Source organism: Streptosporangium sp. NPDC002607, from assembly GCF_053592655.1.
Genome location: NZ_JBSFWD010000068.1, coordinates 18,313 through 42,217, shown reverse-complemented (window position 1 = coordinate 42,217; position 23,905 = coordinate 18,313). Strand labels below are relative to the sequence as shown.

Genomic DNA, 23,905 nt, shown 5'->3' with positions numbered 1-23,905 from the left:
CGGCATCTTCGGCGGCTTCGACGTGCACAGCAGCCCGGACGTCGACCCGTCGGCGCCGGTGGTCGTGGTGAGGGGCCTGGCGCTGTTCGGCGGCGCCGAGCAGGTCCACGACGAAGATGAGCGTCTCGCCGGGCTTGATGCGGTTACCCGCACCGGCGTTGCCGTAGCCGAGGTGCGGCGGGATGGTGAGACGGCGACGGCCGCCGACCTTCATGCCCGCGACGCCCTGGTCCCAGCCCGCGATGACCCGGCCCCCGCCCAGCGGGAACTGGAAGGCGTCGCCGCGGTTCCACGACGCGTCGAACTCCTCGCCCGTCGAGAAGGCCACGCCGACGTAGTGCACGGTGACCTGGTGCCCCGGCTTGGCCTCCGGGCCGTCCCCTACGACGATGTCGACGATCTCCAGCTCCGAGGGCGGGGCGCCTTCCGGAAAGTCGATCTCCGGCTTCTCCAGTGCCACGTGGTTCTCCTTGGTTGGATACGCGCCGGTCGATTTCCGACCGGCCGGACGACTCTACGGGGTCCGGCGCCGCCACGAGAGCCACGGGGACGGGATGGCTCCCGCGTCGTCCTTCGGGAAAGGATCGTGGAGCGGGCGGGGAGGCGAGGCGCACGGGATTCACCACCGGAGTAACGGCGCGCGTGGGCATGCTGGGACCCGACCGTGGGACGAGTCGTCGGGCCACCTGGTCCACAGTCGGCGGCATCCACGCCGCGGGTGGCCGGCGACGGGTGGAGCCCTGCTGAGAGTCATTGGGGAGCGCTCTCTGGTTGAGAGAGTGACCCGGCTCGCGAGGAGTGTCAAGGGTGTGGAGCGGCATCGGGGAACACGATGGAAACGCGACCTTAATGTGACCTTTTATTGTGGGAGCGCTCCATCCACTGCTAAATCTAACTCTTAAACATGCTTGACCTGGGAAAACGCCCCAAAGCCTGGGAGAGCGCTCTCCAAGAAAAGCCGACTTCGGGACGCAGGTCGGCATTCGGGGGGCCGTTGACACGCAACCCCGTTGGTATCAATCTGCTCAGGGAGCGCTCTCTCCATGATCATTTATGAGGACCCTAGGAGGGTTCCATGCGTAAGTCACGCCACCGGTTCCTCGCCCCGATGGTCGCCGTCTCCGCCCTGGCCCTGGGCCTCACCGCCTGCGGCGGCGGCGACAGCGGCGGTACCGCCGCAGACGGTGGGGCGGCCTCCCAGCCGGCCGAGAAGATCAAGCTGACCGTCGGGCTGTTCAGCGACTTCCACTTCGCGCCGCTGTACGAGGAGTTCAAGAAGACCCACCCCAACGTGGAGATCGTGGAGCGCCGCGCGCAGTTCAACGACCACCACACCAACCTCATCACGCAGCTCACCACCGGCGCGGGCGCCGCGGACGTGGTCGCGGTCGAGGGCGGCTACATCGCCTCCTTCACGCCGGTGCCCGACAAGTTCTACAACCTCAAGGACTACGGCCTGGACTCGCGCCAGAGCGAGTACCTCGACTGGAAGTGGAAGCTGGGCGTCTCCAACGACGGCTCCTCGCTCATGGGACTGGGCACCGACGTCGGCGGCCTGGCCATGTGCTATCGCCCCGACCTGTTCAAGAAGGCCGGCCTGCCAACTAACCGTGACGAGGTGTCGGCGCTCTGGCCGACCTGGGACGGCTACATCGAGACCGGCAAGAAGTTCGTCGCGGCCAAGGTGGCGGGCGCCAAGTTCACCGACGGTCCCGGTGAGCATTTCCGCGCCATGGTCGAGCAGGCCCCCGTCGGTTTCTACGACGACCAGTACAACATCGTCGCCGCCACCAACCCCGAGGTGCGCAAGGCGTTCGACACGGGCGTACAGATGATCGACAACGGTCTCTCCGCCAACCTCGCCGCCTTCTCGCCGCCGTGGAACACCGGAATCGCCAAGGGCACCTTCGCCACCATGGTCTGCCCGGCCTGGAAGACCGGCACGATCAAGGACCAGAAGCCCGGTGAGGGCACCTGGGACATCGCCGCGGTGCCCGGCGGCGGCGGCAACCAGGGCGGCACCCACCTGATGCTGCCCAAGCAGGGCAAGCACCCCAAGGAGGCCGCGGAACTGATCAACCTGCTGACCAGCAAGGAGAGCCAGATCAAGCTCTTCAAGGAGGCCAGCGCGCTGCCCTCGCTGCCCGCACTGTACGACGACCCGGCGGTGTCCGAGTACGTCAACCCGTACTTCGGCAACGCGCCGATCGGCAAGATCTTCACCGACGCCGCCAAGGCGCTCAAGCCGCAGCCCGTCGGTCCCAAGGGCGGTGACGTCCTGCAGGCGATCGGCAACGGCCTTCAGCGGGTCGACCAGGGCAAGCAGAACCCCGAGGAAGCCTGGAAGCAGGCGCTTGAGGACGTCAGCAGGATCAAGTAGCCGCCCCTTCGGCCGACTGGTCTCGCACCGGTCGGCCACCTGCTTGTCGTCCACCTGAGCCGCACGCCTGTCTTCCCCAGCGAATCATCGAAAGGAGCTGCCATGGCCACTCGGGCACCCGATCGCCTGGCGGCGGTCCCACCGGGCAAGCCGACGGGACCTCGTCGCCGCCGCCTCCAACGCCACCTGGTCCACCAGCTCGACGTCAAAGGCTCGCCGTACGCGTATGTGGCCCCGTTCTTCCTGCTGTTCTCCGCCTTCGGGCTGTTCCCCCTGGCCTACACCGCCTGGGTGAGCCTGCACGAGTGGACGCTGCTCCGGGACGAACAACCCTTCGTCGGCCTGGAGAACTTCAGGACACTGCTCGCCGACGACTACTTCTGGAACGCCACCTTCAACACCCTGTCCATCGGGGTGCTGTCCACGGTTCCGCAGTTGCTGCTGGCCATCTGGCTGGCCCACCTGCTCAACCGGCCGCTGCGGGCGCAGACCTTCTTCCGCGTCACGCTGCTGCTGCCCAACGTGACCAGCGTGGTCGCGGTGGTGGTCATCTTCAGCCAGCTCTTCGGCCGCGACTTCGGCATGATCAACTGGACGCTGTCGCTGTTCGGCGTCGATGGTGTCGCCTGGAACGAGGGCGTGCTGAGCTCCCACGTCGCCATCTCCATCATGATCATGTGGCGGTGGACGGGCTACAACGCGCTGATCTTCTTGGCGGCCATGCAGGCCGTGCCGCGTGAGCTGTACGAGGCGGCCACCCTCGACGGCGCGAGCGACATGACCCAGCTCCGCAGGATCACCATCCCGATGATCAGGCCCACGATCGTCTTCGTCGTGATCACCTCGACGATCGGTGCCATGCAGATTCTCGCTGAGCCGCTGCTGTTCGGCTCCTACCTCATCACCGGAGGGGTGGACCGGCAGTACCAGACGCTCTCGCTGTTCATCTACGAGAACTTCACCAAGCTCGACTTCGGCTACGCCTCGGCCATCTCCTGGATGATGTTCGTCTTCATCGTCCTGGTCGCCGGCGTCAACTACCTGATCACCCGCCGCGCGAAGGGAGGGTTGACGTGAGCGCCCGTACCGCCGTCTCCGGAGCCCGGCGCTCCACGGCCGCCCGCAGGCTCACCTATCTCACGCTGGCGGCGGTGGCGTTCTTCTCCATGCTGCCGCTCTACTACAGCATCGTGGTGGCCTCACGCGACAACGCGGCCCTGGCCGACGTCCCACCGCCGCTGCTGCCCGGCGGAAACTTCTTCGCCAACGTCGCCCGCGTCTTCGACACCGTCCCCTTCGCCCTGGCGATGGCCAACTCCGTCCTGGTCTCCGGCTCCGTCGCGATCGCGGTGATGTTCTTCTCCACGCTGGCCGGGTTCGCCTTCGCCAAGCTGCGCTTCCGCGGCCGCAACGCCCTGCTCCTGCTCACCGTGGCGACCATGATGGTGCCGACCCAGCTCGGCATCATCCCGCTGTACATGCTGATGGTGAAGCTGGAGTGGACCGGCACCATGTACGCGCTGATCGTGCCCGCGCTCGTCAACGCGTTCGGCGTGTTCTTCATGACCCAGTACCTCTCCCGGGCGCTGCCGACCGAGCTGCTCGAGGCCGGCCGGGTCGACGGCTGCAGCACCTGGGGCCTGTTCTGGCACGTCGTGCTTCCGACCGCCCGCCCGGCGGCGGCGGTGCTGGGCATGCTCACCTTCATGTCGGTCTGGAACGACTACTTCTGGCCGCTGGTCGTGCTGACCCCGGAGGATCCGACGGTGCAGGTCGCCCTGTCCACGCTGGCCAGCGGATACGTCAACGACTACGTGCTCGGCCTGGCGGGCACCACGCTCGGCACCCTGCCGCTGATGCTGGTGTTCGCTCTTCTCGGTAAACAGATCATCGGAGGAATCATGCAGGGAGCGGTGAAGGGATGACCGTCGTCGGCACTCGGGGGGCCACCCTTACGGAAGGGCGTGCGGACTTCCCCACCGGTTTCGTCTGGGGCGCGGCCACCGCGTCCTACCAGATCGAGGGGGCCGTGCGCGAGGACGGCCGCGAGCCCTCGATCTGGGACACCTTCTCGCGTACCCCGGGCAAGGTCGCCGGGGGCGACACCGGCGACGTGGCGTGCGACCACTACTTCCGTCACGCCGACGACGTCTCGCTGATGAGCGAGCTGGGCCTGGCGGCGTACCGGTTCTCGGTGGCCTGGCCCAGGGTCCAGCCGCACGGGAGCGGCCCTGTCAACGCGCGGGGCCTCGACTTCTACAGCCGCCTGGTGGACCGGCTGCTGGAGGCGGGCATCACGCCGTACGTCACCCTCTACCACTGGGATCTTCCGCAGGCGCTGGAGGACGCGGGGGGCTGGCCCGAGCGCGACACCGCCTACCGGTTCGCCGAGTACGCGGCGGCCGTGTACGCGCGGCTGGGGGATCGCGTCCACAACTGGACGACCTTCAACGAGCCGTGGGTGGCGGCCTTCCTCGGCTACGGCAACGGGGTGCACGCGCCTGGCAGGACCGACCCCGCGGCGGCCTTCCGCGCGGCCCACCACATGCTGCTGGGACACGGGCTGGCGGCACGGGCGCTCCGCGAGGCGGGCGCGCGGGAGATCTCGCTGGTCCTCAACCTGTCGCCGGTGATCACCCCGGCCCAGGTGGCCGATCCGGGGGCCGCGCCCTCGGCGGCGGACGCGGAGGCGGTCGGCCGGATCGACACCCTGCTGACCAGGCAGTTCATCGACCCTGCGGTACGCGGGGAGTATCCCGCCGAGTTCCTCGACATCGTCGGGCGCAACGGTGGCGTCGACCACATCCGGGACGGCGACCTGGCGATCATCAACCAGCCGATCGACCTGCTGGGTATCAACTACTACAACCCATGCGTGGTGGAGTCGGGTCCCGGCCAGGCGGCCGACGCGGCGTGGCCGGGTAGCGAGGACATCAGGTTCTGCCCGGCGGACGGCGTGTCGGCCACCGCGATGGGCTGGCCGATCGTGCCGAACGGGCTCTCCCGCCTGCTGGTGCGGCTCTCCGACGACTACCCGGAGGTCGGCCTGATCATCACCGAGAACGGCGCGGCATTCGACGACGTCGTGGAGGACGGCCGCGTCCACGACGCGCGCAGGACCGACTATCTGGACGGCCACCTGCGCGCCGTGCACGCCGCGATCGCGGACGGGGCGGACGTGCGTGGTTACCTGGTCTGGTCGCTGCTGGATAATTTCGAATGGGCCGAGGGGTACCGGCGGAGATTCGGGATCGTACATGTCGACTTCGCCACCCAGCGGCGCCTGCTCAAGGACAGCGCGCTCTGGTATCGCGAGGTCATCGCGCGCAACGGACTGTAGGGGAACACGATGAAACGACCCACCCTGGAGGCGGTCGCCGCCCGTGCCGGGGTCTCCCGGTCGACCGTCTCCCGGGTGGTGAACGGCCAGACCACGGTCACCGCCGACATCCGAGAACTGGTCATGCGCGCGGTGAACGAGCTCGGCTACGTCCCCAACGGGGCGGCGAGGAACCTGGCGACCCAGCGGACCAACTCGGTCGCGCTGGTCGTCTCGGAGTCGCCGAACCGGGTGTTCTCCGACGATCCGATGTTCTCCACGGTCATCCGCTCGGCCAGCCTGGAGCTGGAGGCCGTCAACAAGCAGGTCGTGCTGCTGCTGGCCGGGTCGCCGGAGAGCCACGCCCGGGTGGAGAACTACATAGCCGGCGGTCACGTCGACGGCGTCATGCTCGTGTCGAGCCACGGCGCCGACCCGCTGCCGGTCGCGCTCACCCGGCTGCGCGTCCCGGTCGTCTCCTACGGCAGGCCGGCCGTGCCGGTCGCGATGCCGTATGTCGACAACGACAACGTCGCCGGCGCCGCCACCGCCGTGCGGCACCTGCTGGAGCGGGGCAGGCGGCGCATCGCCACCATCGCGGGACCGCTGGACATGATCGGCGGCCAGGACCGGCTGGCCGGGTACCGCGAGGTGCTCCGCGACTCCGACCGCCGCTCGATCATCGCGGTCGGCGACTTCACCCGGGAGTCCGGGGCGGTCGCGATGCGGCAGCTGCTCGCCGACGACCCGGAGCTCGACGCGGTCTTCGCCGCCAACGACCTGATGGCGATCGGCGCCATGCACGCGCTCCGCCAGGCGGGGCGGCAGATCCCCGGCGACGTCGCGATCGTCGGCTACGACGACATAGAGGCCGCCCGCTACACCGACCCGCCGCTCACGACCATCCACACCCCGCACGCCGAGCAGGCCGCGGCCATGGTCCGTCTCCTGCTCGGCCTCCTCGACGGGGGGCCCGCCGAAACCGTGATCGTCTCCACCGAACTGGTCGTCAGGGCGTCGTCGTAGATCCCCGGACGATCAGCTCGATGGGGAGCATCACCTGTGCCTTCTCCTCCAGGTCGAGCACCATGCGGGCGAGCCTCCGCCCCATCTCGACGGTCGGCTGCCTGACCGTGGTCAGCGGGGGCTCGGTGTAGGACGCGGCGGGGATGTCGTCGAAGCCGACCACCGCGACGTCGCCGGGGACCTGCCGTCCCGCCTGGCGCAGGGCCGTAAGCGCGCCCAGTGCCATCAGGTCGTTGGCCACGAACACCGCGTCGAGCTCCGGGTCGTCGGCGAGCAGCTGCCGCATCGCCGACGTACCCGACTCGCGGGTGAAGTCGCCGACCGCGACGATGGAGCGGCGGTCGGAGTCGCGGAGCACGGCACGGTAGCCGTTGAGCCGGTCGATCCCGGCGATCATGTCCTGCGGTCCCGCGATGGTCGCGATCCGGCGGCGCCCCTGCTCCACCAGGTGCCGCACCGCACGCTCGGCGCCGCCGACGTTGTCCATGTCCACGTACGGCAGGCTGCTGGGCACGCTGGGCCGGCCGCTGCACACCACCGGCACGCCGCGCCTGGCGAGGATGCCGGGCAGCGGGTCGGTTCCGTGCATCGAGGCGATGATCACGCCGTCCACGTGGCCGTTGGTGGCGTAGCGCTCGACCCGCTGGTAACCGCCGGCCAGGCCGGTGAGCATCAGCACGAGCTGCTTGTCGGCCTCCTCGATCTCCATGCTGACCCCCCGGATGATCCCGGAGAAGGTGGGATCCTCGGAGAAGACCCGGGTCGCCGGTTCGGGGAAGACGAGGGCGATCGAGTCGGCCCGCTGGGTGACCAGGCTCCGCGCCGCCTGGTTGGGCACGTAGCCCAGCTCGTCCACGGCACGGTTGACCGCCTCGCGGATCTCCGGTGCCACGCGCGTGGAGCCGTTGACCACGCGTGAGGCGGTCGCCCGGGACACACCGGCCCGGGCGGCCACCTTCTCCAGGGTTGGACGGGCCCTCACAGTCCGTTCCGGCGTACTACCTTGCTGTACCACAGGGCACTGTCCTTGGGGGTACGGCGTTGGGTTCCGTAATCGACATGTACGACGCCAAAGCGTTTGCGGTAGCCTTCGGCCCACTCGAAGTTGTCCAGCAGGGACCAGACGAGGTAACCGCGTAGGTCCGCACCACCCTCGATGGCCGCGTGCGCCGCGCGCAGGTGCCCGTCGAGATAGGAGAGGCGGCCGACGTCGTGCACCTCGCCGTCCTCGACGACGTCGTCGTAGGCGGCGCCGTTCTCGGTGATGATCAGTGGGGTGCCCGGATAGTCGCGCGAGAGCCGCAGGAGCAGATCGGTCAGGCCGAACGGCTGGACCGGCCAGCCCATCGCGGTCTTCGGCGCGTCGGCGAGGCCGAAGGCGATGCCCTCGCTGCCCGGGTAGACGGGGTTGGCGGGCTCACCGGTGCGGGCGGCCACGGTCTGCGGGTGGTAGTAGTTCACGCCCAGCAGGTCGATCGGCTGGCTGATGGTATCCAGATCCCCGTCCCGTACGAAGGACCAGTCGGTGAAACGGCGGGCCCGCTCCACGACGTCGGCGGGGTACTCGCCGCGGAGCACCGGGTCCAGGAAGATCCGGTTCTGCAGGCCGTCGACGAGCTCGGTCGCCGCGACGTCGTCGCCGAGCACGGGGGCGAGGTTGAGCGTGATGCCGACCTTGGTGGCGCCCGAGGCACGCAGTGCCTGGACGGCCAGGCCGTGGCCGAGCAGCAGGTGGTGGGTGGCGGCGAAGCCCAGCGCGGGATCGGCGAGGCCGGGAGCGTGGATGCCCGAGGCGTAGCCGAGGAAGGCCGAGCACCAGGGCTCGTTCAGGGTGGTCCAGGTCTCGACCCGGTCACCCAGCCGGCCGTGCGCGATCGCGGCGTAGTCGGCGAAGTGCGCGGCGGTCTCCCTGCTGGTCCAGCCACCGAGATCCTCCAGGGTCTGCGGCAGGTCCCAGTGGTAGAGCGTCACGATCGGGGTGATGCCCGCGCCGAGGAGTTCGTCGACCAGGCGGTCGTAGAAGTCCAGACCGCGCGGGTTCACCGGGCCCGAGCCGTCGGGCTGCAGGCGAGGCCAGGAGATGGAGAAGCGGTAGGCCGCGAGGCCGAGGTCGCGCATGATGGCGACGTCCTCGGGATAGCGGTGGTAGTGGTCGCATGCGACGTCACCGGTGTGGCCCGAGTAGACCTTGCCAGGGGTCCGGGAGAAGGTGTCCCAGATCGAGGGCCCCCTGCCGTCGTCCCGGGCGGCGCCCTCGATCTGGTAGGCCGCGGTCGCGGCACCCCAGACGAAGCCCTCGGGAAACCTCAGCACGCCGGAGTCCCGAAGGTCGTAGGACTTTTCGGCGGACATGGTCATGTCCTCACCGTCCCATTCTGTGTGGCTGTTCCGTGAGAGCGCTCTCACGAGCATCACGGTAGCGCACGGATCGTGTCAAGAAAAATGAGACTGTAACCGTAATATCACAGTTCTTGACATTGAGTGGTGTGCGGACAATTCTTCCAGAGAGCGCTCTCTCACTCCCCGGCAATGTACATATGGAGGAAGGTCCATGTCGCTCCTCTCTCGGCCTAATCGTGCCGTCCTGGTGGCGGGCACCATAGGGCTGGCGCTGGTCGCCACCGCATGCGGATCCACGGAGGCCAAGCCATCGGCGGGCGGCGGCAGCAGCACGTCCCCCGAATGCGCCGCCTTCAGCCAGTACGGTAAGCACGAGGGCAAGACCGTCAGCATCTACTCGCCGATCCGCGACGCGGAGGCCGACCTCTTCGAGCAGGCGTGGAAGCCGTTCGCCCAGTGCACCGGCATCAAGATCACATACGAGGGCACCGGCGAGTTCGAGGCCCAGATCCAGGTCCGCGCGGACGGTGGCAACCCTCCCGACATCGCCTTCTTCCCCCAGCCGGGACTGCTGGAGCGCTTCGCCAAGGCCGGCAAGCTCAAGCCCGCCTCCGAAGAGGTCAAGAAGCTCACCGGCGAGGGCTGGTCTGCGGACTGGGCCAAGTACTCCACGGTCGACGGCACCTTCTACGGCGCCCCGCTGGGCGCCAGCGTGAAGTCCTTCGTGTGGTACTCGCCGAAGATGTTCACCGAGAAGGGCTGGGCCGTCCCCAAGACCTGGGACGAGCTCATGACGCTCAGCACCACGATCGCCGGCACCGGCATCAAGCCGTGGTGCGCGGGTATCGAGTCCGGTGACGCGACCGGCTGGCCGGCCACCGACTGGATCGAGGACATCCTGCTCCGGGAGATCGGCCCCGAGGGCTACGACGACTGGGTGAGCCACAAACTGCCGTTCAACGACCCCAAGGTCGTCGCGGCGGTGGACAAGGTCGGCGCGATCCTCAAGAACGACAAGTTCGTCAACGGCGGCTACGGCCCGGTCAAGTCGATCGCCAGCACCGCCTTCCAGGAGGGCGGCGTCCCGATCACCGAGGGCAAGTGCGCCCTGCACCGCCAGGCGTCCTTCTACGCCAACTTCTGGCCCGAGGGCACCAAGGTCGCCGAGGACGGCGACGTGTTCGCCTTCTACCTGCCGGGCAACGACCCGGCCAAGAAGCCGGTGCTCGGCGCGGGCGAGTTCGTGGCGGCCTTCGCCGACCGTCCCGAGGTCCAGACCGTCCAGGCCTACCTCGCCTCCGCGGAGTTCCCCGCCGCCCGGATGAAGCTGGGCACCTATGTCACCGCCCGCAAGGGCGTCGACCCGGCCAACGCCCAGAACCCGATCGACAAGCTCTCCATGGAGATGCTGCAGGACCCGAGCACGATCTTCCGCTTCGACGGCTCGGACCTGATGCCGGCCGCGGTGGGCGCGGGCACGTTCTGGAAGGGCATGACCGACTGGATCAACGGCAAGGACACCAAGACGGTCCTCGACTACATCGAGGCCTCCTGGCCCAAGTCCTGACATAACTCGATAGGTCCGGTCCCGCGTGATGCGGGACCGGACCGTCGTTCCCCCCGGCCCGATCCTCCCGGGAGATCCTCCGATGGACTTCGACTTCGCCGCCGAACTGCCCAAACTCGTCCAACTGCTGATCGGCGTCGCCGCGTTCCTCGTGGTGGTCGCGGTGATACTGGTGCTGGTCGACCGCGCCCCGATGCGACGGCGCGCCTGGACCCACGCCACCATCCTGCTGCTGCCCGCAGTCCTGCTTCTCACCATCGGCCTGGTCGTTCCGGCCGTGAGGACCACCCTGCTGTCGTTCATGAGCGGTGACGGCAAGCAGTGGGTGGGCATGGACAACTACGGCTGGATGTTCACCCAGCCGGAAGCGGTGACCGTACTGCGCAACACCCTCATCTGGGTGCTGCTCGTTCCGCTGCTGGTGACCGCGATCGGCCTGGTCTACGCCGTCCTGGTGGACCGCACCCGCTTCGAGTCGCTCGCCAAGTCGCTGGTCTTCCTGCCGATGGCGATCTCCTTCGTCGGCGCGGGCATCATCTGGCGCTTCGTCTACGCCTACCGCGCCGAGGAACAGGACCAGATCGGCCTGCTCAACCAGCTCGTGGTCGCCGTCGGCGGCGAGCCGCAACAGTGGCTCCAGGAACCCCCGCTCAACACGCTCTTCCTGATCGTGGTCATGGTCTGGATCCAGGCGGGCTTCGCCACCGTGGTGCTCTCGGCGGCCATCAAGGGCATCCCCGCTGAGATCATCGAGGCCGCCAAGCTGGACGGGGCGACCCCGCTGCAGATGTTCTTCAGGGTGACGCTGCCGTCCATCCGCTCGGCCATCGTGGTCGTGATGGTCACCCAGTCGATCGGCACGCTCAAGCTGTTCGACATCGTCCGGACCATGACCGGCGGCCAGTTCGACACCAGCGTCATCGCCAACGAGATGTACAACCAGGCCTTCAGGTACGGCGAGACGGGCAAGGGCGCGGCCCTCGCGGTCTTCCTGTTCGTACTGGTCACCCCAATCGTGATCTACCAGATCCGCCAGCGCAGGGAGGCCCTGAGGTGACCGGGCGATCAGGCTGCGCGAGCACGCCCCGGACGGAGGAGGCCACGTGGCCACGTTGACCCATACCGCGGTGCGGACCCGGGCGGAGAACGCGCCGCAACGCGTACGGCGGCGGCTGAGCGGCCGGGTCGCCAGTGCCGTCGCGATCGTCATCGCCGTCCTGTGGACCACCCCGACCTTCGGCCTGCTGCTCTCCTCGCTGCGGCCGGAGGACCAGATCAAGACCACCGGCTGGTGGACGTTCTTCTCCGATCCGCAGCTCACGCTGGAGAACTACCAGCAGGTCCTGTTCGGCACCTCCTCGTCGTCCGGCCAGATGATGAGCTTCCTGATCAACTCGGTGGTCATCACGATCCCGTCGGTGCTCTTCCCGCTGGCGCTGGCCACCTTCGCGGCGTACGCGCTGGCCTGGCTGCCGTTCCGCGGGCGAGAGTGGATCTACATCGGCATCTTCGCGCTGCAGATCGTGCCGCTGCAGATGTCACTCGTACCGCTGCTGTCGTTCTTCTCCGAGGGCGTGGCCGTCTTCGGCGTCCAACTGCTGCCCGCCTGGGACCTGGAGGGGCCGGCCCGCTTCATCCAGGTCTGGTTCGCCCACACCTGCTTCGCGCTGCCGCTGGGCGTCTTCCTGCTGCACAACTTCATGTCCGAGCTCCCCGGCGAGCTCATGGAGGCGGCCAGGGTGGACGGGGCCAGCCACGGGAAGGTGCTGCGCACGATCGTCCTGCCGCTGGTCGGTCCCGCGCTGGCCACCTTCGCCATCTTCCAGTTCCTCTGGGTCTGGAACGACCTGCTGGTGGCCCTGATCTTCGCCGGCGGTACCCCGGACAGCGCGCCGATGACCGTACGGCTGGCGCAGATGGCCGGCACCAGGGGCAACGAGTGGCAGCGCCTGACCTCGGGCGCGTTCGTCTCGCTGGTCATCCCGCTGATCGTCTTCCTGTCGATGCAGCGCTACTTCGTCCGTGGCCTGCTCGCCGGCAGCGTCAAGGGCTGAGGCCCCGGGCTCTCCTCGATCCGGGTGTTCACACACGCGGTGAACACCCGGATAAAGAGAGCGAGATGCCCAGGAATTTCCGACAAATCTGGAAAATGCCCTATTCTGCCGCACGTTCTCGTCGGAGTTTCGTGCCCGGGGTCAGCGAACGGGCTTCCATCGCCATCTGATGTCCCCGCTGGCCTTTATGCACCTATATTTCTTGTTCGTCACCTTCGCGTATCCGTATTTGCCGTGCGCGGCCGCCGGGCAGAACGCGCCCGGTGTGATGCATCGCCAGACCTGACCGTCGCGCCGGTAGGTGCATCCGGCAGCCGAGGTCGCGACGGGCGCGGAAACCGTGGTGGCGGCGTGGACGGCACCGACCGCAGTCGGCGCGATCATGGCGCTGCCGACCAGGGCGGCGACGGCGAGCAAACGTCTCAACAAGCAGGGCTCCTGAAAAAGGGGAATGTGCCGCTTGTGAGACGTCTTAGGCAAAGGGCTGGTTGACCGGAAAATCAGGCTTTGTTGGAGTGCTTTCGCTGGGAATCCGGATCATTATGCTTAGCGAGTGGATTGCCGGTTTTGTCTGGCAGTTGAATCGTTCCCGTTGTGGTTCCGGTGTTCGAAACGGTCAGGGATCGGCCGTCGCCCACCTCATCAGAGGGAGGCGAGAAGCGGGAGCGGAGGGGGCAGGTTCGGATTCCCGGCGGACCTCCGGGGCGAAGAACGATGTGCCACGCGCCTTTTCTGCCGCCCCTGCGGGTGCCGGCGGCCCTCCGGTACGCCCCTGGCGCCCGGGGCGTACCGGGTGTGTTTCAGGAGCGGGGCTGTTCCGGAGCGGGCCGCTCCGCGGTGCTCGGCGGCGTGGGGGCGGGGGCGTCCGGGGCGGAGGTGACCGGCCTGGCCGGAGGCGGAGTCGAGATGGCCGGGCGCGCGGAGAGGTCGGGAGTGACCGGCTGCGGGGGGAGGTCGGAGGTGACCGGGCGGCCGGAGAGACCGGGGGCGGTCGGCTGAGGAGGGAGGTCCGTGGTGAGCGGCTGCGCGGGGGTGGCGTGGCCGGGGGCGGTGGTCTGCGCGGCGGCGGGGTCGTACATGCCGGCCGACGGCGGGACCTCCACGACGACGGTGTCGGCCGGACCGGGGAGCGACGACTCCAGGATGGCGCGGGCGTGGTCCAGGTGCGAGGCCGTGACCAGCACGTCGTAGCGGCCGGCGACGATCGCGCTGCGCGAGGCGAAGTCCCGCTTGCCGCCGGTGAAGACGTGGTTGATGAACCCGAACGCGGCGCCCATCACGGCGCCCCACAGGGCGGCCCAGAGTACGAGCACGATGAACGACAGCGTGGTCGAGGTGAACAGCCCGAGGAACATCCCGACCACGGCGCCGAAGGCCGCGCCGCTGCCCGCTCCGGTGAGCGCGGCCCGGCCGTTGGTCACCCTGCCGGTGACGGTCTCCTCAAGTTTCAGGTCGCTGCCGACGATCGCCACGTTCTCGACGGGAAATCCCGCGTCGGAGAGCCCGTCCACGGTTCGCTGCGCCGCGAGGTAGTTGTCGTAGCCTGCCAGGACCCTCCGGTCCACCACGACCTGCGTGTCCAGGCCGGTGGGCGTCTCGTTCATGGGTGCTCGCCTTTCGGGGGTGGGGGACGACTCGACGGTCGGACTACCCCGTGACCGAGGGAGGATGCCTGCCGGTATCGGCATCTTGTCGTGTGTGGCGACTCCGGGCGGGGCAGCGCGGTGCGAGCCCGGTGCCGGTCACCGGCGAGGGCGGACGGTGATGACCCACGGGGGACTGCGATCACCGCTGGGGACGGAGGTGGGCGCCGCGGGGACGGCGGCGCCCACCCCCGTCCCCGGCGGGTGAACTACCAGCTCTGGTGGAGCGGCATGCCCTCGGTGTAGCCGGACGCGCTCTGCACACCGATCACCGCGCGCTCGTGGAACTCCTCCAGCGTGGAGGCGCCCGCGTAGGTGCACGAGGAGCGCAGGCCGGCCACGATGGCGTCGATCTGGTCCTCGACGCTGGGCATGGCCGGGTCGAGATACATCCTGGAGGTGGAGATGCCCTCCTCGAACAGTGCCTTGCGGGCCCGCTCGAAGGGGGAGTCCTCGGCGGTGCGCAGCATCACCGCGCGGGCCGAGGCCATCCCGAAGTTCTCCTTGTACTTGCGCCCGTCGGGGGCGGTACGGGTGTCGCCGGGAGACTCGTAGGTACCGGCGAACCAGGAGCCGATCATCACGTTGGACGCCCCGGCGGCCAGGGCCAGGGCCACGTCGCGGGGGTGGCGGACGCCGCCGTCGGCCCACACGTGGCGGCCCAGCCTGCGGGCCTCGGCGGAGCACTCCAGCACGGCGGAGAACTGCGGGCGGCCCACGCCGGTCATCATCCGGGTGGTGCACATGGCCCCGGGGCCGACGCCGACCTTCAGGATGTCGGCTCCCGCGTCGACCAGGTCGCGCACGCCCTCGGCGGTGACGACGTTGCCCGCCGCGACGGGTACGCCGGGGTCGAGCGCGCGGACCGCCCGCAGGGCGCTGATCATCTTCTCCTGGTGGCCGTGGGCGGTGTCCACCACCAGGCAGTCCACCCCGGCGTCGAGGATCTCCTTGGCCCTGGCGGCCACGTCGCCGTTGACGCCGACGGCCGCGGCGACGCGGAGCCTGCCCGAGTCGTCGACCGCGGGCTGGTACAGGGTGGCGCGCAGCGCGCCGGTCCTGGTCAGGATGCCGACCAGCCGGCCGTCGCCGTCCACGACCGGGGCGAGCCGGTGGCGGCCCTCGTGGAGGCGGTCGAAGACCTCGCGCGGGTCGAGTCCGGCGGGCAGGGTGAGCAGGTTGTCGGACATCACCCGGGAGAGCTGCGTGTACATGTCCACGCCGGAGCAGTCGCCCTCGGTGACCACGCCGACCGGGCGGTTCTCCCAGTCGACGACGATGATCGCGCCGTGGGCCCGTTTGGGCAGCAGGTTGAGCGCCTCGCCGACGGTGTCGTGCGGGGTGAGCGTCAGCGGTGTGTCGTGGACCAGGTCGCGCTTCTTGACCCAGTCGACGACGCCTGCGACCACGTCGATCGGGATGTCCTGCGGGATCACGGTGATGCCGCCCCGGCGCGCGACGGTCTCGGCCATCCGCTTCCCCGCCACGGCCGTCATGTTGGCGACCACGACGGGGATGGTGGTCCCGGTGCCGTCCCTGCTGGAGAGATCGACGGTGAGCCGTGAGCCGACGGAGGAGAGCGACGGGACCATGAACACGTCGCTGTAGGTCAGGTCGTAGGCCGGTACCGACTCATTGAGAAATTTCACGTTATTCCACCTTATCCCGCGAATTGCCAGAGGTGAGCGTTCCCCCTTTCCATGCTCTCCAAGAGGATCCAGCAGGTCGGAGCGGAGGCTAAGATCCGGTTTGCGTGAATAATGGGTGGCCAAGAGGAGGCGCTGTGATCCTGGTTGATCGGCCCGAGATGCTCGTAGTAGGCCATGCCGTACGAACGTCGAACGCCGACGAGATGGAGCCGGGTCGGGGGAGGCTCCGCGCGCTGTGGGCGAGGGCGGGGGCCCCCGGGGCCTTCGCGCACGTGCCGGGACGGGTCGACGAGAACATCTACGCCGTGCTCACCGACTACGAGAGCGACCACAACGGTGCCTACACCCAGATCGTCGGGGTCGCCGTGCGCAGTGCCGCGGCGCTGCCCGAGGGCATGGTGGCGGTACGGGTGCCGGGGGTGCCCTCGCTGAAGCTGGAGGCCAGAGGGCCGATGCCGGACGCGCTGACCGAGGAGTGGCAGCGGCTGTGGAAGCACACCGAGTCGGGAGGAACCCCGCCGAGGGCCTTCACCACCGACGTGGAGGTGCACCACCCCGGGGGCGCGGACATCTACGCGGCGGTCCTGTCCCCGATGCGCTGAGCGGTTCGGAGCGGCTCCCGTCGCGCCGGGGCGGGTTCAGTCGTCGTCGTTCGGCGGGTCGGGCAGCCGCCAGCCGGAGATGATCAGTGGCAGCACGAAGTGCGTCAGGAACAGTGCGATCGTCACGGAGACGAGCGCATCCCACGGCAGGGAGTGGTCGCGGCCCCGGGCGATGCCCACCCCGATGGCGACGGTGGCGAGCGCGACCAGGATGCCGGTCGTGACGCGGTGGGCGATGGCGACCGTCCGCAGGCGCTCGCCCACCTGACGCTCGTCCAGGTCGCGCTCGCGCAACTCGACGACACCACGGGTGGCGACGTTGAGCAGGGTGACGGCCGGTAGGTAGACGACCATCGCGATCGCCAGCAGGGCGAGGCCGGCCAGGGCACTCCGGTCGTCCCGGGGAACGGCCCAGGAGATGGCCGCGTCCACCCACAGCAGCGATGTCGCGAGGACCACCGCCGAGGCGAGCAGCCGCCTGCGGCCCCGGGTGGCGTACCAGCTGGGCAGGTAGTCGCGCTGCATGATCTCAACGCGGGTCGGGAGCTTGCCTTTTTTCTGGGTGTTCATGACTCCACCTGACTAGTTGCTGCCGAGCCGCGGGAACGGCTTGAGGGAGAAGACGACTTCCAGCGGCACCTCGAAGTGTTCGGCGATGCGCAGGGCGAGGAACAGGCTGGGGCTGTACTCGCCGCGCTCCAGGTAGCCGATCGTCTGGTAGTGGACCCCCAGCGCGGCCGCCAGATCCTTGCGTGAGATCCCGCGCTCGGCTCTCAGCACCGAGATCCGGTTGTACACGTCCTCCGAAGGCATCCGAGTGGGTCTCCCGGCGCTCAGGAGACCCGCGCGGCCGATGGCCGGGCCTGGTCGTGGGGGACGAGGGGCTCGTTTCGGAGACGCGGATCGACGCCCCGCGCCACCTCGGTCGCCCCGCACGCCGCCTGTGGTTTCTGACCGTTCGGTGCAGTACTCATGTGTATGAATGTAGTACACCTACTACATTCGAATCAACACCTACGACGAAAAGCGGCACGTCTATGGCAGACGTGCCGCTGGTGAGGTGGCCGAGTCGATCGGAAGACGAGGGGCGGGTCGGGCCGGTGGGCGGGGAGGCGTGTTCAGCGGGGTTTCAGGACGGCTGGAAAGGAGACGGCCACCGGGGGCGCGCGTTCAGCGGGGTTCCAGGACGATCGGGAAGGAGGTGACCCCTCGGACGAAGGCGTTGGGCAGGATGCGCGGGCCCCGCTCGTCCGCCCGGGCGGCCGAACCGATCCGGCGGACGAACTCCTCGAAGAAGATCCGCAGTTCCAGCCGGGCCAGTGCCGCCCCCAGGCAGAAGTGGGTGCCGAGACCGAAGGCGATGTGGCCGCCACCGGGACGGGTCACATCGAAGACGTCCGGGTCCGTGAAGACCGAGGGGTCCCGGTTGGCGGAGCCGTACATCAGCAGGACCTGACCGCCCGCGGGGATCCGCCGGCCGTGCAGGACCGTGTCGCGGGTGGCGCTCCGGCACATGTTGAGGATCGGGGTGGTCCAGCGGATGAACTCCTCGACGGCGTTCCCGATCAGCGAGGGGTCCTCGCGCAGCATCCGCCACTGCTCGGGGTGGTCGATCAGCGCGCCGATGGCGGTGGCGATGACGGTCCTGGTGGTCTCGGCGCCGCCGTCGAGCAGCAGCAGCGCCTCGTTGGCCAGGTGGTCGTCGTCGTAGCCGGCCTCCCGGCTCCAGATCGACGTCAGGTCGTCGCGCGGGCAGCCGCGCCGCTCGGCGGCCAGCTCCAGGACGGCGGTGGCGAACTCCCCGGCGGCGACGGCGGCCTCATGAGTGACATAGCGCAGGCCGCCCCCGGCCGCGACCGTCGTCTCCGACCAGTGCACCAGCTCCGGCCAGCGTTCCTCGGGGAAGCCGAGCAGCCAGCCGATCATCCGGCCCGGCAGCGGCGCGGCCAGCGCGGGCACGGCGTCCACGGCGCGCCTCTCCAGCGCCTCGTCGATGAGTTCGGTGACGACGGCGCGTATCCGGCCGGCGTACCGCTCCGCCACGTGGCGCGGGGTGAAGCGCCGGTAGACCAGGCGTCGGCGTTCGGCGTGTTCCGGGTCGTCCATCCCGATCATCGACGGGTCGCTGGGGAGTTGCGGCCGGTAGCCGCCCGCGTTGGACCACAGTTTCGGATCGCGCTCGATCGCCGAGATGTCGGCGTGCCGGGAGACGCCCCACAGTGCGTTCTCCGCGTCGTGATAGACCGGCGCGTGCTCGCGCAGCCAGGCGTACACCGGTCCAGGGTCGCCGGCGTACATGTCGCCGTCGAGCAGATCGATCCCGGCGGCACCGGGTGACTCGGGAGACGCGGGCGCCGCCGCGACGCGGCGCCCGATCTCCTGGCCCACCTCTGAGAACGGGCTGGTCATCGAAGATCCCTCCCTAGCCCTTCGAGGCGTCCCGGGAGGGAGGCGGGGCCACCGGCGCCCGCCGCGGTGTGAATGGCGTGATCAAGCATGGTCAGCTCCGGAACATCGGGTGATTGTGCCGAGCCGCCCGATCGGTCGCGCCAACGCGTCCGGGCGAGGTCGTGCCGTCGTCGGATGGGCGGCCCCGCGCCGCCGGGGCTCAGTCCGCCGGCCTCCACAGGGGTTCGGAAATCTCGAAGCCCACGTCCTGGCCCCATTGGTTGCGGTAGCTCACCTCGTGCACCGGGCGGCGGGGCGCGACGCCCCATCGTCCGGTCGGGTAGCCGAAGGTGACCGTGGCGGCCAGGGTCCAGCCCTTGCCCTCGGGCACGCCGAGCACCCGCAGCGTCTCCTCCGCGTGAAAGAGGCCGAGCACGCTGGTCAGCGCGCTGCCCACGCCGTGGGCGCGGGCGGCCAGCTGCGCGTTCCACACCGCGGGGAAGATCGAGCCGCCGGACGGGTCGTTGCGGTTGAACGCGAACAGGAGCAGCGGGTAGCCCTCGAAGTGGTCGGCCAGGTGCTTCGCCGAGTTCAGGACGTTGAGCGTCCGGGTGTCGCCCTCGGCCTCGGCTCTCTCTCGCATCGGACGGTAGTGGCCCTCGAAGAGCTGTCCGAGCGCGTTCCGGTAGAGCGGCCCGAGCCGCTCCTTCACCGCGAGGTCGTCGACCAGCAGGAAGCGCCAGCTCTGTACGTTGCCGCCGCTGGGCGCGCGGACCGTGGCGTCCAGGATGCTTCGCTGGACCTCCTCGGGGATCGGGTCCGGCTTGACCCGGCGCATCGCCCTGGTCGTGTAGAGAGCCTCGAAGACGTCCATCAGGCCAGCACCCCCGCTTCGCGCAGCTCGGCCGCGGCCTCGTCGGACAGGCCCCAGGAGGTCAGATCCGCCAGCCGGGTGGCGGGGGAGAGGTCCTGCTCCGCCACGCCGAGCAGGCGCGGCGCGGGGGCGGGCTGCCGGATGCCGCCGACCTCGACGAACGTGCCCCTGGCCTTGTTGTGCGGATACTCGGCGGCCTCGCCCACCTCCAGGACGGGGGAGACGCACGCGTCGGAGCCGTCGAAGACCGCCTCCCACTCGGCGCGGGTCCTTGATCGGAAGGCCTCGGCCAGCCGCTCGCGAAGCGCGGGCCACTGCTTCCTGTCGTTGCGGTCGGGCAGGTCCTCAAGCCCCATCAGTTTGACCATCTCCGCCCAGAACTGCGGTTCCAACGGGCCGACGGCCAGATGTCCGCCGTCGGAGGTCTCGTAGGTGTCGTACATCGGCGCGCCGGTGTCGAGCAGGTTCGTGCCGCGCGGGCCCCAGAAGCCGGTCTGCACCCCGTGGTAGAACATCGCGAACAACGTCGCCGCGCCGTCCACCATGGCGGCGTCGATCACCCGGCCCTCACCGGTCCGCTCCCGCTCGATCAGCGCGAGCAGCACGCCGTACGCGAGCATGAGGCCGCCCCCGGCGAAGTCGCCGAGGATGTTGATCGGCGGAGTGGGGCGCTCGCCGTCGCGGCCGAGCATCGACAGCACGCCGGAGACGGCGATGTAGTCGATGTCGTGCCCGGCGGTCGGCGCGAGCGGGCCGTCCTGGCCCCAGCCGGTCATCCGCCCGTAGACCAGGCGCGGGTTGATCGCGTGCAGGTCGTCGGGGCCGATGCCGAGGCGTTCGGCGACCCCGGGCCGGAAGACCTCGATGACCACGTCGGCATGGCGGGCCAGTTCCTTGAACGCGGCCACCCCCTCGGGGGACTTCAGATCCAGGCCGACCGTTCTCTTGCCCCGGTCCATCACGTCGGCGCGTGGGCTGTCCCCCGCCTTGGCGACGACGCTCGCGCGCTCGACGCGCAGCACCTCGGCCCCATGGTCGGCGAGCATCATCCCGGCGAACGGCCCGGGGGCCAGCCCCGCCAGTTCGAGCACGCGGACTCCGGCCAGCGGGCCCTTCCTGGTCACGCGCTCCATCGATATTCTCCTCGGATGCGGTATTGACTCTAGTCCGGTACAGTGCACACAAGCAAGCGCTTGGTGTGATGTGCGACCGTTCCCTCCGTCCAAGTAGAACAACATTCGGCTTTCCGTGGCAAGACACATCGCGATGAGCCATGTGGTGCCCGCGTGCGTATGGGAAACTTGCGCCTTCGCCGAATGGGACCTAGGGGTTTTGCGATGACATATCCGCACAGTGAACGGGTGGTCGCTGGGCGCTATCGACTGCTGCGGGAGCTCGGCAGGGGCGGCATGGGCGTCGTCTGGGAGGGCTACGACACCCTCCTCAACCGCTCGGTCGCCGTCAAGGAGGTGCTCCTGCCGCCCAACCTCTCCCCGGCCGAGCACCAACTCCAGCTGACCCGTACCTCCCGCGAGGCCAGGACCGCGGCCCGGCTCAACCACCGGAGCATCGTGGCGATCTACGACGTGGCGGAGCAGGACGGTCGCCCCTGGATCATCATGGAGCTGGTCAGGGCCCGCGGGCTGGACGAGGTCGGTCTGCTGCCGGTGCGCCAGGTCGCCGACATCGGCCGTCAGGTCCTCTCGGCCCTGCGCGCGGCACACGAGGCCGGGATCCTGCACCGCGACGTCAAGCCCAGCAACATCCTGCTGGAGGCCGACGGCCGCGCGGTGCTCTCCGACTTCGGCATCGCCACCATCGAGGGCGACACCTCGCTGACCCAGACCGGCATGGTGACGGGCTCGCCGAGCTTCCTGCCGCCCGAGCGCGCCACCGGCACCGACGCGGGCCCCTGGTCCGACCTGTGGGCGCTCGGCGCCACCCTCTACGCGGCACTGGTCGGGCACGGCCCCTTCGAACGCCGAGACGCCATCGCCACCCTCGGCGCGCTCCTCACCGAGGAACCCGACTTCGGCAGGGTGCCCCTGGAGATGCGCGCGGTGCTCACCGGCATGCTCCAGCGCGAGCCCGCTCACCGGCTGACCGCCCAGCAGGCCGACGCCATGCTGGCGGAGGTCCTTGACGACCCGTCGGCCGCGGCCCGGCGCACCGGGGAGAGGGCGATCCACCGTACGGCACGGACCGCTGAGAATCCGCACGGTGCCGGGGAGTGGGACAGGCGCGAGACCGAGACCTCGCCCGCGTCCGGCCGCCGGCGCGGTGGGGGGCGGCGCGGCGGGGGGCGAAGCGGCGGCCGGATCCCACTGGTCCTGGCGGCCGTCGTGCTCCTGGCCGCCGGTGGCGCCGTCGCGGCCGTGGCGATGTCACAGCCGGAATCGCAGCCGGTGGCGCGCGCCGAGCCCGCCCCTGCGGAGGCGACGCCCGAACCGGTGGAGGAGACCAGGCCCCGGACGCCCACTCCCACTCCCACCCCCACTCCCACCAGGACCAGAGCGGTGGTGCCCACCGGAGGGTTGAAGGTGTGGCGGGCCCGTCCGCCGGAGAACTGGTCCATCAGCTATCCGGCCGGCTGGAACGGCGACTGGGCGGCCGAGACGGGCTACACCCAGTGGCTGCGCAGGGACGGGGCCGCCCATCTGTCGGTGGAGGTGCTGGAGGCGAACGCCGACGGTCTGGCCTCCCTCCAGGAGATCGTCAAGGAGAACGTGGTCCAGTGGAGCGAGATCCACTCCGAGGACACGGCGAAGATCCCCCTGGCCTACGGCTCCGGACTTCAGTGGGAGTTCACCTGGAGCATGAAGGACAACGGCGGAGCCCCCTGGGCCACGGCTGGAGTGACCTACCACGAGGTGCAGCGTTTCATCGAGGTGGGCGATACGGTCATGCTGCTCAGCTGGACCACCCACGACGGCGACTGGGATGCCCAGCGGTCCCTCATGAACCGAGTGTTCGGCAGTTTCCATCCCCGCGGAGGCGAGTGACATGACCTGGAAGGTGCTCGCGCTACCGCCGCTCCCCGAGGGGGCGGTGCGCAACCTGCTCGGCTCGCTGGGCGACCGGGTCGCGGTGTCGGTCCCCGCGGCCCGCGACCGGGAGTCGCTGCTCGCCGCGCTCGGCGAGGCCGAGATCGTGGTCGGTGACTGGAGCGGCGAGCTCGTCCTGGACGCCGAGGCGGTCAGGTCCGCCCCGAACCTGGCGTTCGTGCAGCAGCCGTCGGTGGGCGTGGACGGCCACGACCTCGCCGCGCTCGCCGAGGCCGGTGTGCCGCTGGCCAACACCGCGGGGGTGAGCGCGACAGGGGTGGCCGAGTGGTGTTTCGCGGCCGCGCTCGCACTGTCGCGGCGGCTGATGGAGGCCGACGCCGCGGTCCGCGTCGGCCGCTGGCCGCAGCTGGATCTCGGGCCCACCGAGCTGTACGGCTCGCGCGTCGGCATCGTCGGTTTCGGCCCGATCGGCGAGACCTGCGCGCGGATGTTCGCCGCCCACGGGTGCGAGGTCTCCTACTGGACACGTACGCCGCGCGAGGTGCCCTACACCTACCGGGGGCTCGCCGAGCTGGTCGCGAGTTCCCAGGTCCTCGTCCTGGTCATCCCGCTGGTGGAGGGGACCAGGAGGCTGATCGACCCGTCCCTGATGCCCGCGGGGTCGCTGCTCGTCAACGCGGCCCGGGGGCAGGTGGTCGACTCGGCGGCGCTGCTGTCGGCCCTGGAGTCGGGGCACCTGGGCGGCGCCGCGCTCGACGTGTTCGACACCGAGCCGCTGCCGCCGGACGACCCGCTGCGGAGCAGTCCCAGGGTCCTGCTCTCACCGCATGTGGCGGGGGTGACCCCGCAGTCGACCGGCCGCCTGATCCGTTGCGTGCTGGACAACCTGGAGGCCGCGATCGACGGCCGCCCGGTGACGAACGTGGTCAACGGGGTTGATCCGGTGGTCGGCCGCAGGTTCCTGGAAGGGCAGTCGTAGAGTTTTCCAGTGTTTAACGCGCCCCGCCTGGCTCCGGAGACATCCGAGATATAACGTGCCTAGGGGCGATCTTTCCAAC

General features: G+C 69.5%; 22 protein-coding genes and 1 pseudogene. 11 read left to right on the top strand and 12 right to left on the bottom strand.

Going from position 1 to position 23,905, the window contains the following annotated elements; genetic code table 11:
- Positions 1-94: 94 nt before the first annotated feature.
- Positions 95-460: pseudogene (locus tag ACWD3H_RS42190) on the bottom strand (FKBP-type peptidyl-prolyl cis-trans isomerase); the annotation flags it as partial.
- A 615-nt stretch (positions 461-1,075) separates the two neighbouring features.
- On the opposite strand from ACWD3H_RS42190, the gene ACWD3H_RS42185 reads away from it, so the two are divergent.
- From ACWD3H_RS42185 to ACWD3H_RS42165, 5 genes are all read left to right on the top strand, one after another.
- A complete protein-coding gene (locus ACWD3H_RS42185) occupies positions 1,076-2,380 on the top strand; it encodes an ABC transporter substrate-binding protein (RefSeq protein ID WP_451959005.1) in 1,305 nt (434 codons plus the stop codon).
- A 102-nt stretch (positions 2,381-2,482) separates the two neighbouring features.
- Positions 2,483-3,457 carry a carbohydrate ABC transporter permease gene (locus tag ACWD3H_RS42180; protein WP_355558928.1) on the top strand — a complete coding sequence of 325 codons (975 nt, stop codon included), beginning with the start codon at positions 2,483-2,485 and terminating at the stop codon, positions 3,455-3,457.
- A complete protein-coding gene (locus ACWD3H_RS42175; RefSeq protein WP_451959004.1) occupies positions 3,454-4,305 on the top strand; it encodes a carbohydrate ABC transporter permease in 852 nt (283 codons plus the stop codon). The genes ACWD3H_RS42180 and ACWD3H_RS42175 overlap by 4 nt, the downstream gene beginning before the upstream one ends.
- Complete coding sequence (locus ACWD3H_RS42170; protein WP_451959003.1) at positions 4,302-5,720, top strand: GH1 family beta-glucosidase; 1,419 nt, start codon at positions 4,302-4,304, stop codon at positions 5,718-5,720. The genes ACWD3H_RS42175 and ACWD3H_RS42170 overlap by 4 nt, the downstream gene beginning before the upstream one ends.
- A 9-nt stretch (positions 5,721-5,729) precedes the next feature.
- Positions 5,730-6,725, top strand: coding sequence for a LacI family DNA-binding transcriptional regulator (locus ACWD3H_RS42165; protein WP_451959002.1), 996 nt, complete (start codon positions 5,730-5,732; stop codon positions 6,723-6,725).
- Here the strand turns inward: ACWD3H_RS42165 and ACWD3H_RS42160 are convergent.
- Positions 6,709-7,707, bottom strand: coding sequence for a LacI family DNA-binding transcriptional regulator (locus ACWD3H_RS42160; RefSeq protein ID WP_451959001.1), 999 nt, complete (start codon positions 7,705-7,707; stop codon positions 6,709-6,711). The two genes, ACWD3H_RS42165 and ACWD3H_RS42160, sit on opposite strands and share 17 nt — an antisense overlap.
- Positions 7,704-9,083 (bottom strand): GH1 family beta-glucosidase, encoded by a 1,380-nt coding sequence (locus ACWD3H_RS42155; protein ID WP_451959007.1) that lies wholly within the window; start codon positions 9,081-9,083, stop codon positions 7,704-7,706. Before ACWD3H_RS42155 ends, ACWD3H_RS42160 begins: the two co-directional genes overlap by 4 nt.
- Before the next feature lie 193 nt (positions 9,084-9,276).
- On the opposite strand from ACWD3H_RS42155, the gene ACWD3H_RS42150 reads away from it, so the two are divergent.
- The 3 genes from ACWD3H_RS42150 (at position 9,277) to ACWD3H_RS42140 (ending at position 12,686) form a co-directional block, all read left to right on the top strand.
- The gene (locus ACWD3H_RS42150; RefSeq protein WP_355558913.1) at positions 9,277-10,632 is read left to right on the top strand and encodes an ABC transporter substrate-binding protein; all 1,356 of its coding nucleotides are present in this window, start codon (positions 9,277-9,279) and stop codon (positions 10,630-10,632) included.
- A gap of 82 nt (positions 10,633-10,714) precedes the next feature.
- Positions 10,715-11,689, top strand: a complete 975-nt coding sequence (locus tag ACWD3H_RS42145; RefSeq protein WP_355558910.1) for a carbohydrate ABC transporter permease — start codon at positions 10,715-10,717, stop codon at positions 11,687-11,689.
- 46 nt (positions 11,690-11,735) lie between these two features.
- Positions 11,736-12,686 (top strand): carbohydrate ABC transporter permease, encoded by a 951-nt coding sequence (locus ACWD3H_RS42140; protein WP_355558907.1) that lies wholly within the window; start codon positions 11,736-11,738, stop codon positions 12,684-12,686.
- A 141-nt stretch (positions 12,687-12,827) separates the two neighbouring features.
- Here ACWD3H_RS42140 and ACWD3H_RS42135 read toward each other — a convergent pair whose 3' ends face one another.
- The 3 genes from ACWD3H_RS42135 to ACWD3H_RS42125 form a co-directional block, all read right to left on the bottom strand.
- Entirely contained in the window at positions 12,828-13,103 is a 276-nt protein-coding gene (locus ACWD3H_RS42135) for a hypothetical protein (protein WP_451959000.1), read from the bottom strand.
- 383 nt (positions 13,104-13,486) lie between these two features.
- Positions 13,487-14,290, bottom strand: coding sequence for a general stress protein (locus ACWD3H_RS42130; RefSeq protein WP_451958999.1), 804 nt, complete (start codon positions 14,288-14,290; stop codon positions 13,487-13,489).
- Between the two features lie 248 nt (positions 14,291-14,538).
- Positions 14,539-15,978 (bottom strand): GuaB1 family IMP dehydrogenase-related protein, encoded by a 1,440-nt coding sequence (locus tag ACWD3H_RS42125; protein WP_451958998.1) that lies wholly within the window; start codon positions 15,976-15,978, stop codon positions 14,539-14,541.
- Between the two features lie 134 nt (positions 15,979-16,112).
- Between ACWD3H_RS42125 and ACWD3H_RS42120 the strand changes: the two genes are divergently transcribed.
- Positions 16,113-16,580 carry a GyrI-like domain-containing protein gene (locus ACWD3H_RS42120; RefSeq protein WP_350925923.1) on the top strand — a complete coding sequence of 156 codons (468 nt, stop codon included), beginning with the start codon at positions 16,113-16,115 and terminating at the stop codon, positions 16,578-16,580.
- A gap of 36 nt (positions 16,581-16,616) precedes the next feature.
- Here the strand turns inward: ACWD3H_RS42120 and ACWD3H_RS42115 are convergent, their stop codons facing one another.
- From ACWD3H_RS42115 to ACWD3H_RS42090, 6 genes are all read right to left on the bottom strand, one after another.
- Positions 16,617-17,150 (bottom strand): hypothetical protein, encoded by a 534-nt coding sequence (locus ACWD3H_RS42115; protein ID WP_451958997.1) that lies wholly within the window; start codon positions 17,148-17,150, stop codon positions 16,617-16,619.
- A gap of 12 nt (positions 17,151-17,162) precedes the next feature.
- Positions 17,163-17,393, bottom strand: a complete 231-nt coding sequence (locus ACWD3H_RS42110) for a helix-turn-helix transcriptional regulator (RefSeq protein ID WP_350925919.1) — start codon at positions 17,391-17,393, stop codon at positions 17,163-17,165.
- 20 nt (positions 17,394-17,413) lie between these two features.
- On the bottom strand, positions 17,414-17,554 hold the full coding sequence (locus ACWD3H_RS42105) for a hypothetical protein (RefSeq protein WP_355558893.1): 141 nt from the start codon (positions 17,552-17,554) through the stop codon (positions 17,414-17,416).
- Positions 17,555-17,750: 196 nt separating this feature from the next.
- Positions 17,751-18,989 carry a cytochrome P450 gene (locus tag ACWD3H_RS42100; protein ID WP_350964217.1) on the bottom strand — a complete coding sequence of 413 codons (1,239 nt, stop codon included), beginning with the start codon at positions 18,987-18,989 and terminating at the stop codon, positions 17,751-17,753.
- Between the two features lie 199 nt (positions 18,990-19,188).
- Positions 19,189-19,842 (bottom strand): nitroreductase family protein, encoded by a 654-nt coding sequence (locus ACWD3H_RS42095; RefSeq protein WP_451958996.1) that lies wholly within the window; start codon positions 19,840-19,842, stop codon positions 19,189-19,191.
- The gene (locus tag ACWD3H_RS42090) at positions 19,842-20,975 is read right to left on the bottom strand and encodes a CaiB/BaiF CoA transferase family protein (RefSeq protein ID WP_451958995.1); all 1,134 of its coding nucleotides are present in this window, start codon (positions 20,973-20,975) and stop codon (positions 19,842-19,844) included. Before ACWD3H_RS42090 ends, ACWD3H_RS42095 begins: the two co-directional genes overlap by 1 nt.
- A 204-nt stretch (positions 20,976-21,179) precedes the next feature.
- Between ACWD3H_RS42090 and ACWD3H_RS42085 the strand changes: the two genes are divergently transcribed.
- Both ACWD3H_RS42085 and ACWD3H_RS42080 read left to right on the top strand, forming a co-directional pair.
- Entirely contained in the window at positions 21,180-22,844 is a 1,665-nt protein-coding gene (locus tag ACWD3H_RS42085; RefSeq protein WP_451958994.1) for a serine/threonine-protein kinase, read from the top strand.
- A 1-nt stretch (position 22,845) separates the two neighbouring features.
- On the top strand, positions 22,846-23,826 hold the full coding sequence (locus tag ACWD3H_RS42080) for an NAD(P)-dependent oxidoreductase (protein WP_451958993.1): 981 nt from the start codon (positions 22,846-22,848) through the stop codon (positions 23,824-23,826).
- Positions 23,827-23,905: the final 79 nt, after the last annotated feature.

Coding starts and splice junctions, on each gene's coding strand:
- ACWD3H_RS42185 (WP_451959005.1), top strand. CDS start 1,076: ATGCGTAAGTCACGCCACCGGTTCCTCGCCCCGATGGTCGCCGTCTCC.
- ACWD3H_RS42180 (WP_355558928.1), top strand. CDS start 2,483: ATGGCCACTCGGGCACCCGATCGCCTGGCGGCGGTCCCACCGGGCAAG.
- ACWD3H_RS42170 (WP_451959003.1), top strand. CDS start 4,302: ATGACCGTCGTCGGCACTCGGGGGGCCACCCTTACGGAAGGGCGTGCG.
- ACWD3H_RS42165 (WP_451959002.1), top strand. CDS start 5,730: ATGAAACGACCCACCCTGGAGGCGGTCGCCGCCCGTGCCGGGGTCTCC.
- ACWD3H_RS42155 (WP_451959007.1), bottom strand. CDS start 9,083: ATGACCATGTCCGCCGAAAAGTCCTACGACCTTCGGGACTCCGGCGTG.
- ACWD3H_RS42150 (WP_355558913.1), top strand. CDS start 9,277: ATGTCGCTCCTCTCTCGGCCTAATCGTGCCGTCCTGGTGGCGGGCACC.
- ACWD3H_RS42145 (WP_355558910.1), top strand. CDS start 10,715: ATGGACTTCGACTTCGCCGCCGAACTGCCCAAACTCGTCCAACTGCTG.
- ACWD3H_RS42130 (WP_451958999.1), bottom strand. CDS start 14,290: ATGAACGAGACGCCCACCGGCCTGGACACGCAGGTCGTGGTGGACCGG.
- ACWD3H_RS42115 (WP_451958997.1), bottom strand. CDS start 17,150: ATGAACACCCAGAAAAAAGGCAAGCTCCCGACCCGCGTTGAGATCATG.
- ACWD3H_RS42110 (WP_350925919.1), bottom strand. CDS start 17,393: ATGCCTTCGGAGGACGTGTACAACCGGATCTCGGTGCTGAGAGCCGAG.
- ACWD3H_RS42105 (WP_355558893.1), bottom strand. CDS start 17,554: ATGAGTACTGCACCGAACGGTCAGAAACCACAGGCGGCGTGCGGGGCG.
- ACWD3H_RS42100 (WP_350964217.1), bottom strand. CDS start 18,989: ATGACCAGCCCGTTCTCAGAGGTGGGCCAGGAGATCGGGCGCCGCGTC.
- ACWD3H_RS42095 (WP_451958996.1), bottom strand. CDS start 19,842: ATGGACGTCTTCGAGGCTCTCTACACGACCAGGGCGATGCGCCGGGTC.
- ACWD3H_RS42090 (WP_451958995.1), bottom strand. CDS start 20,975: ATGGAGCGCGTGACCAGGAAGGGCCCGCTGGCCGGAGTCCGCGTGCTC.
- ACWD3H_RS42085 (WP_451958994.1), top strand. CDS start 21,180: ATGACATATCCGCACAGTGAACGGGTGGTCGCTGGGCGCTATCGACTG.
- ACWD3H_RS42080 (WP_451958993.1), top strand. CDS start 22,846: ATGACCTGGAAGGTGCTCGCGCTACCGCCGCTCCCCGAGGGGGCGGTG.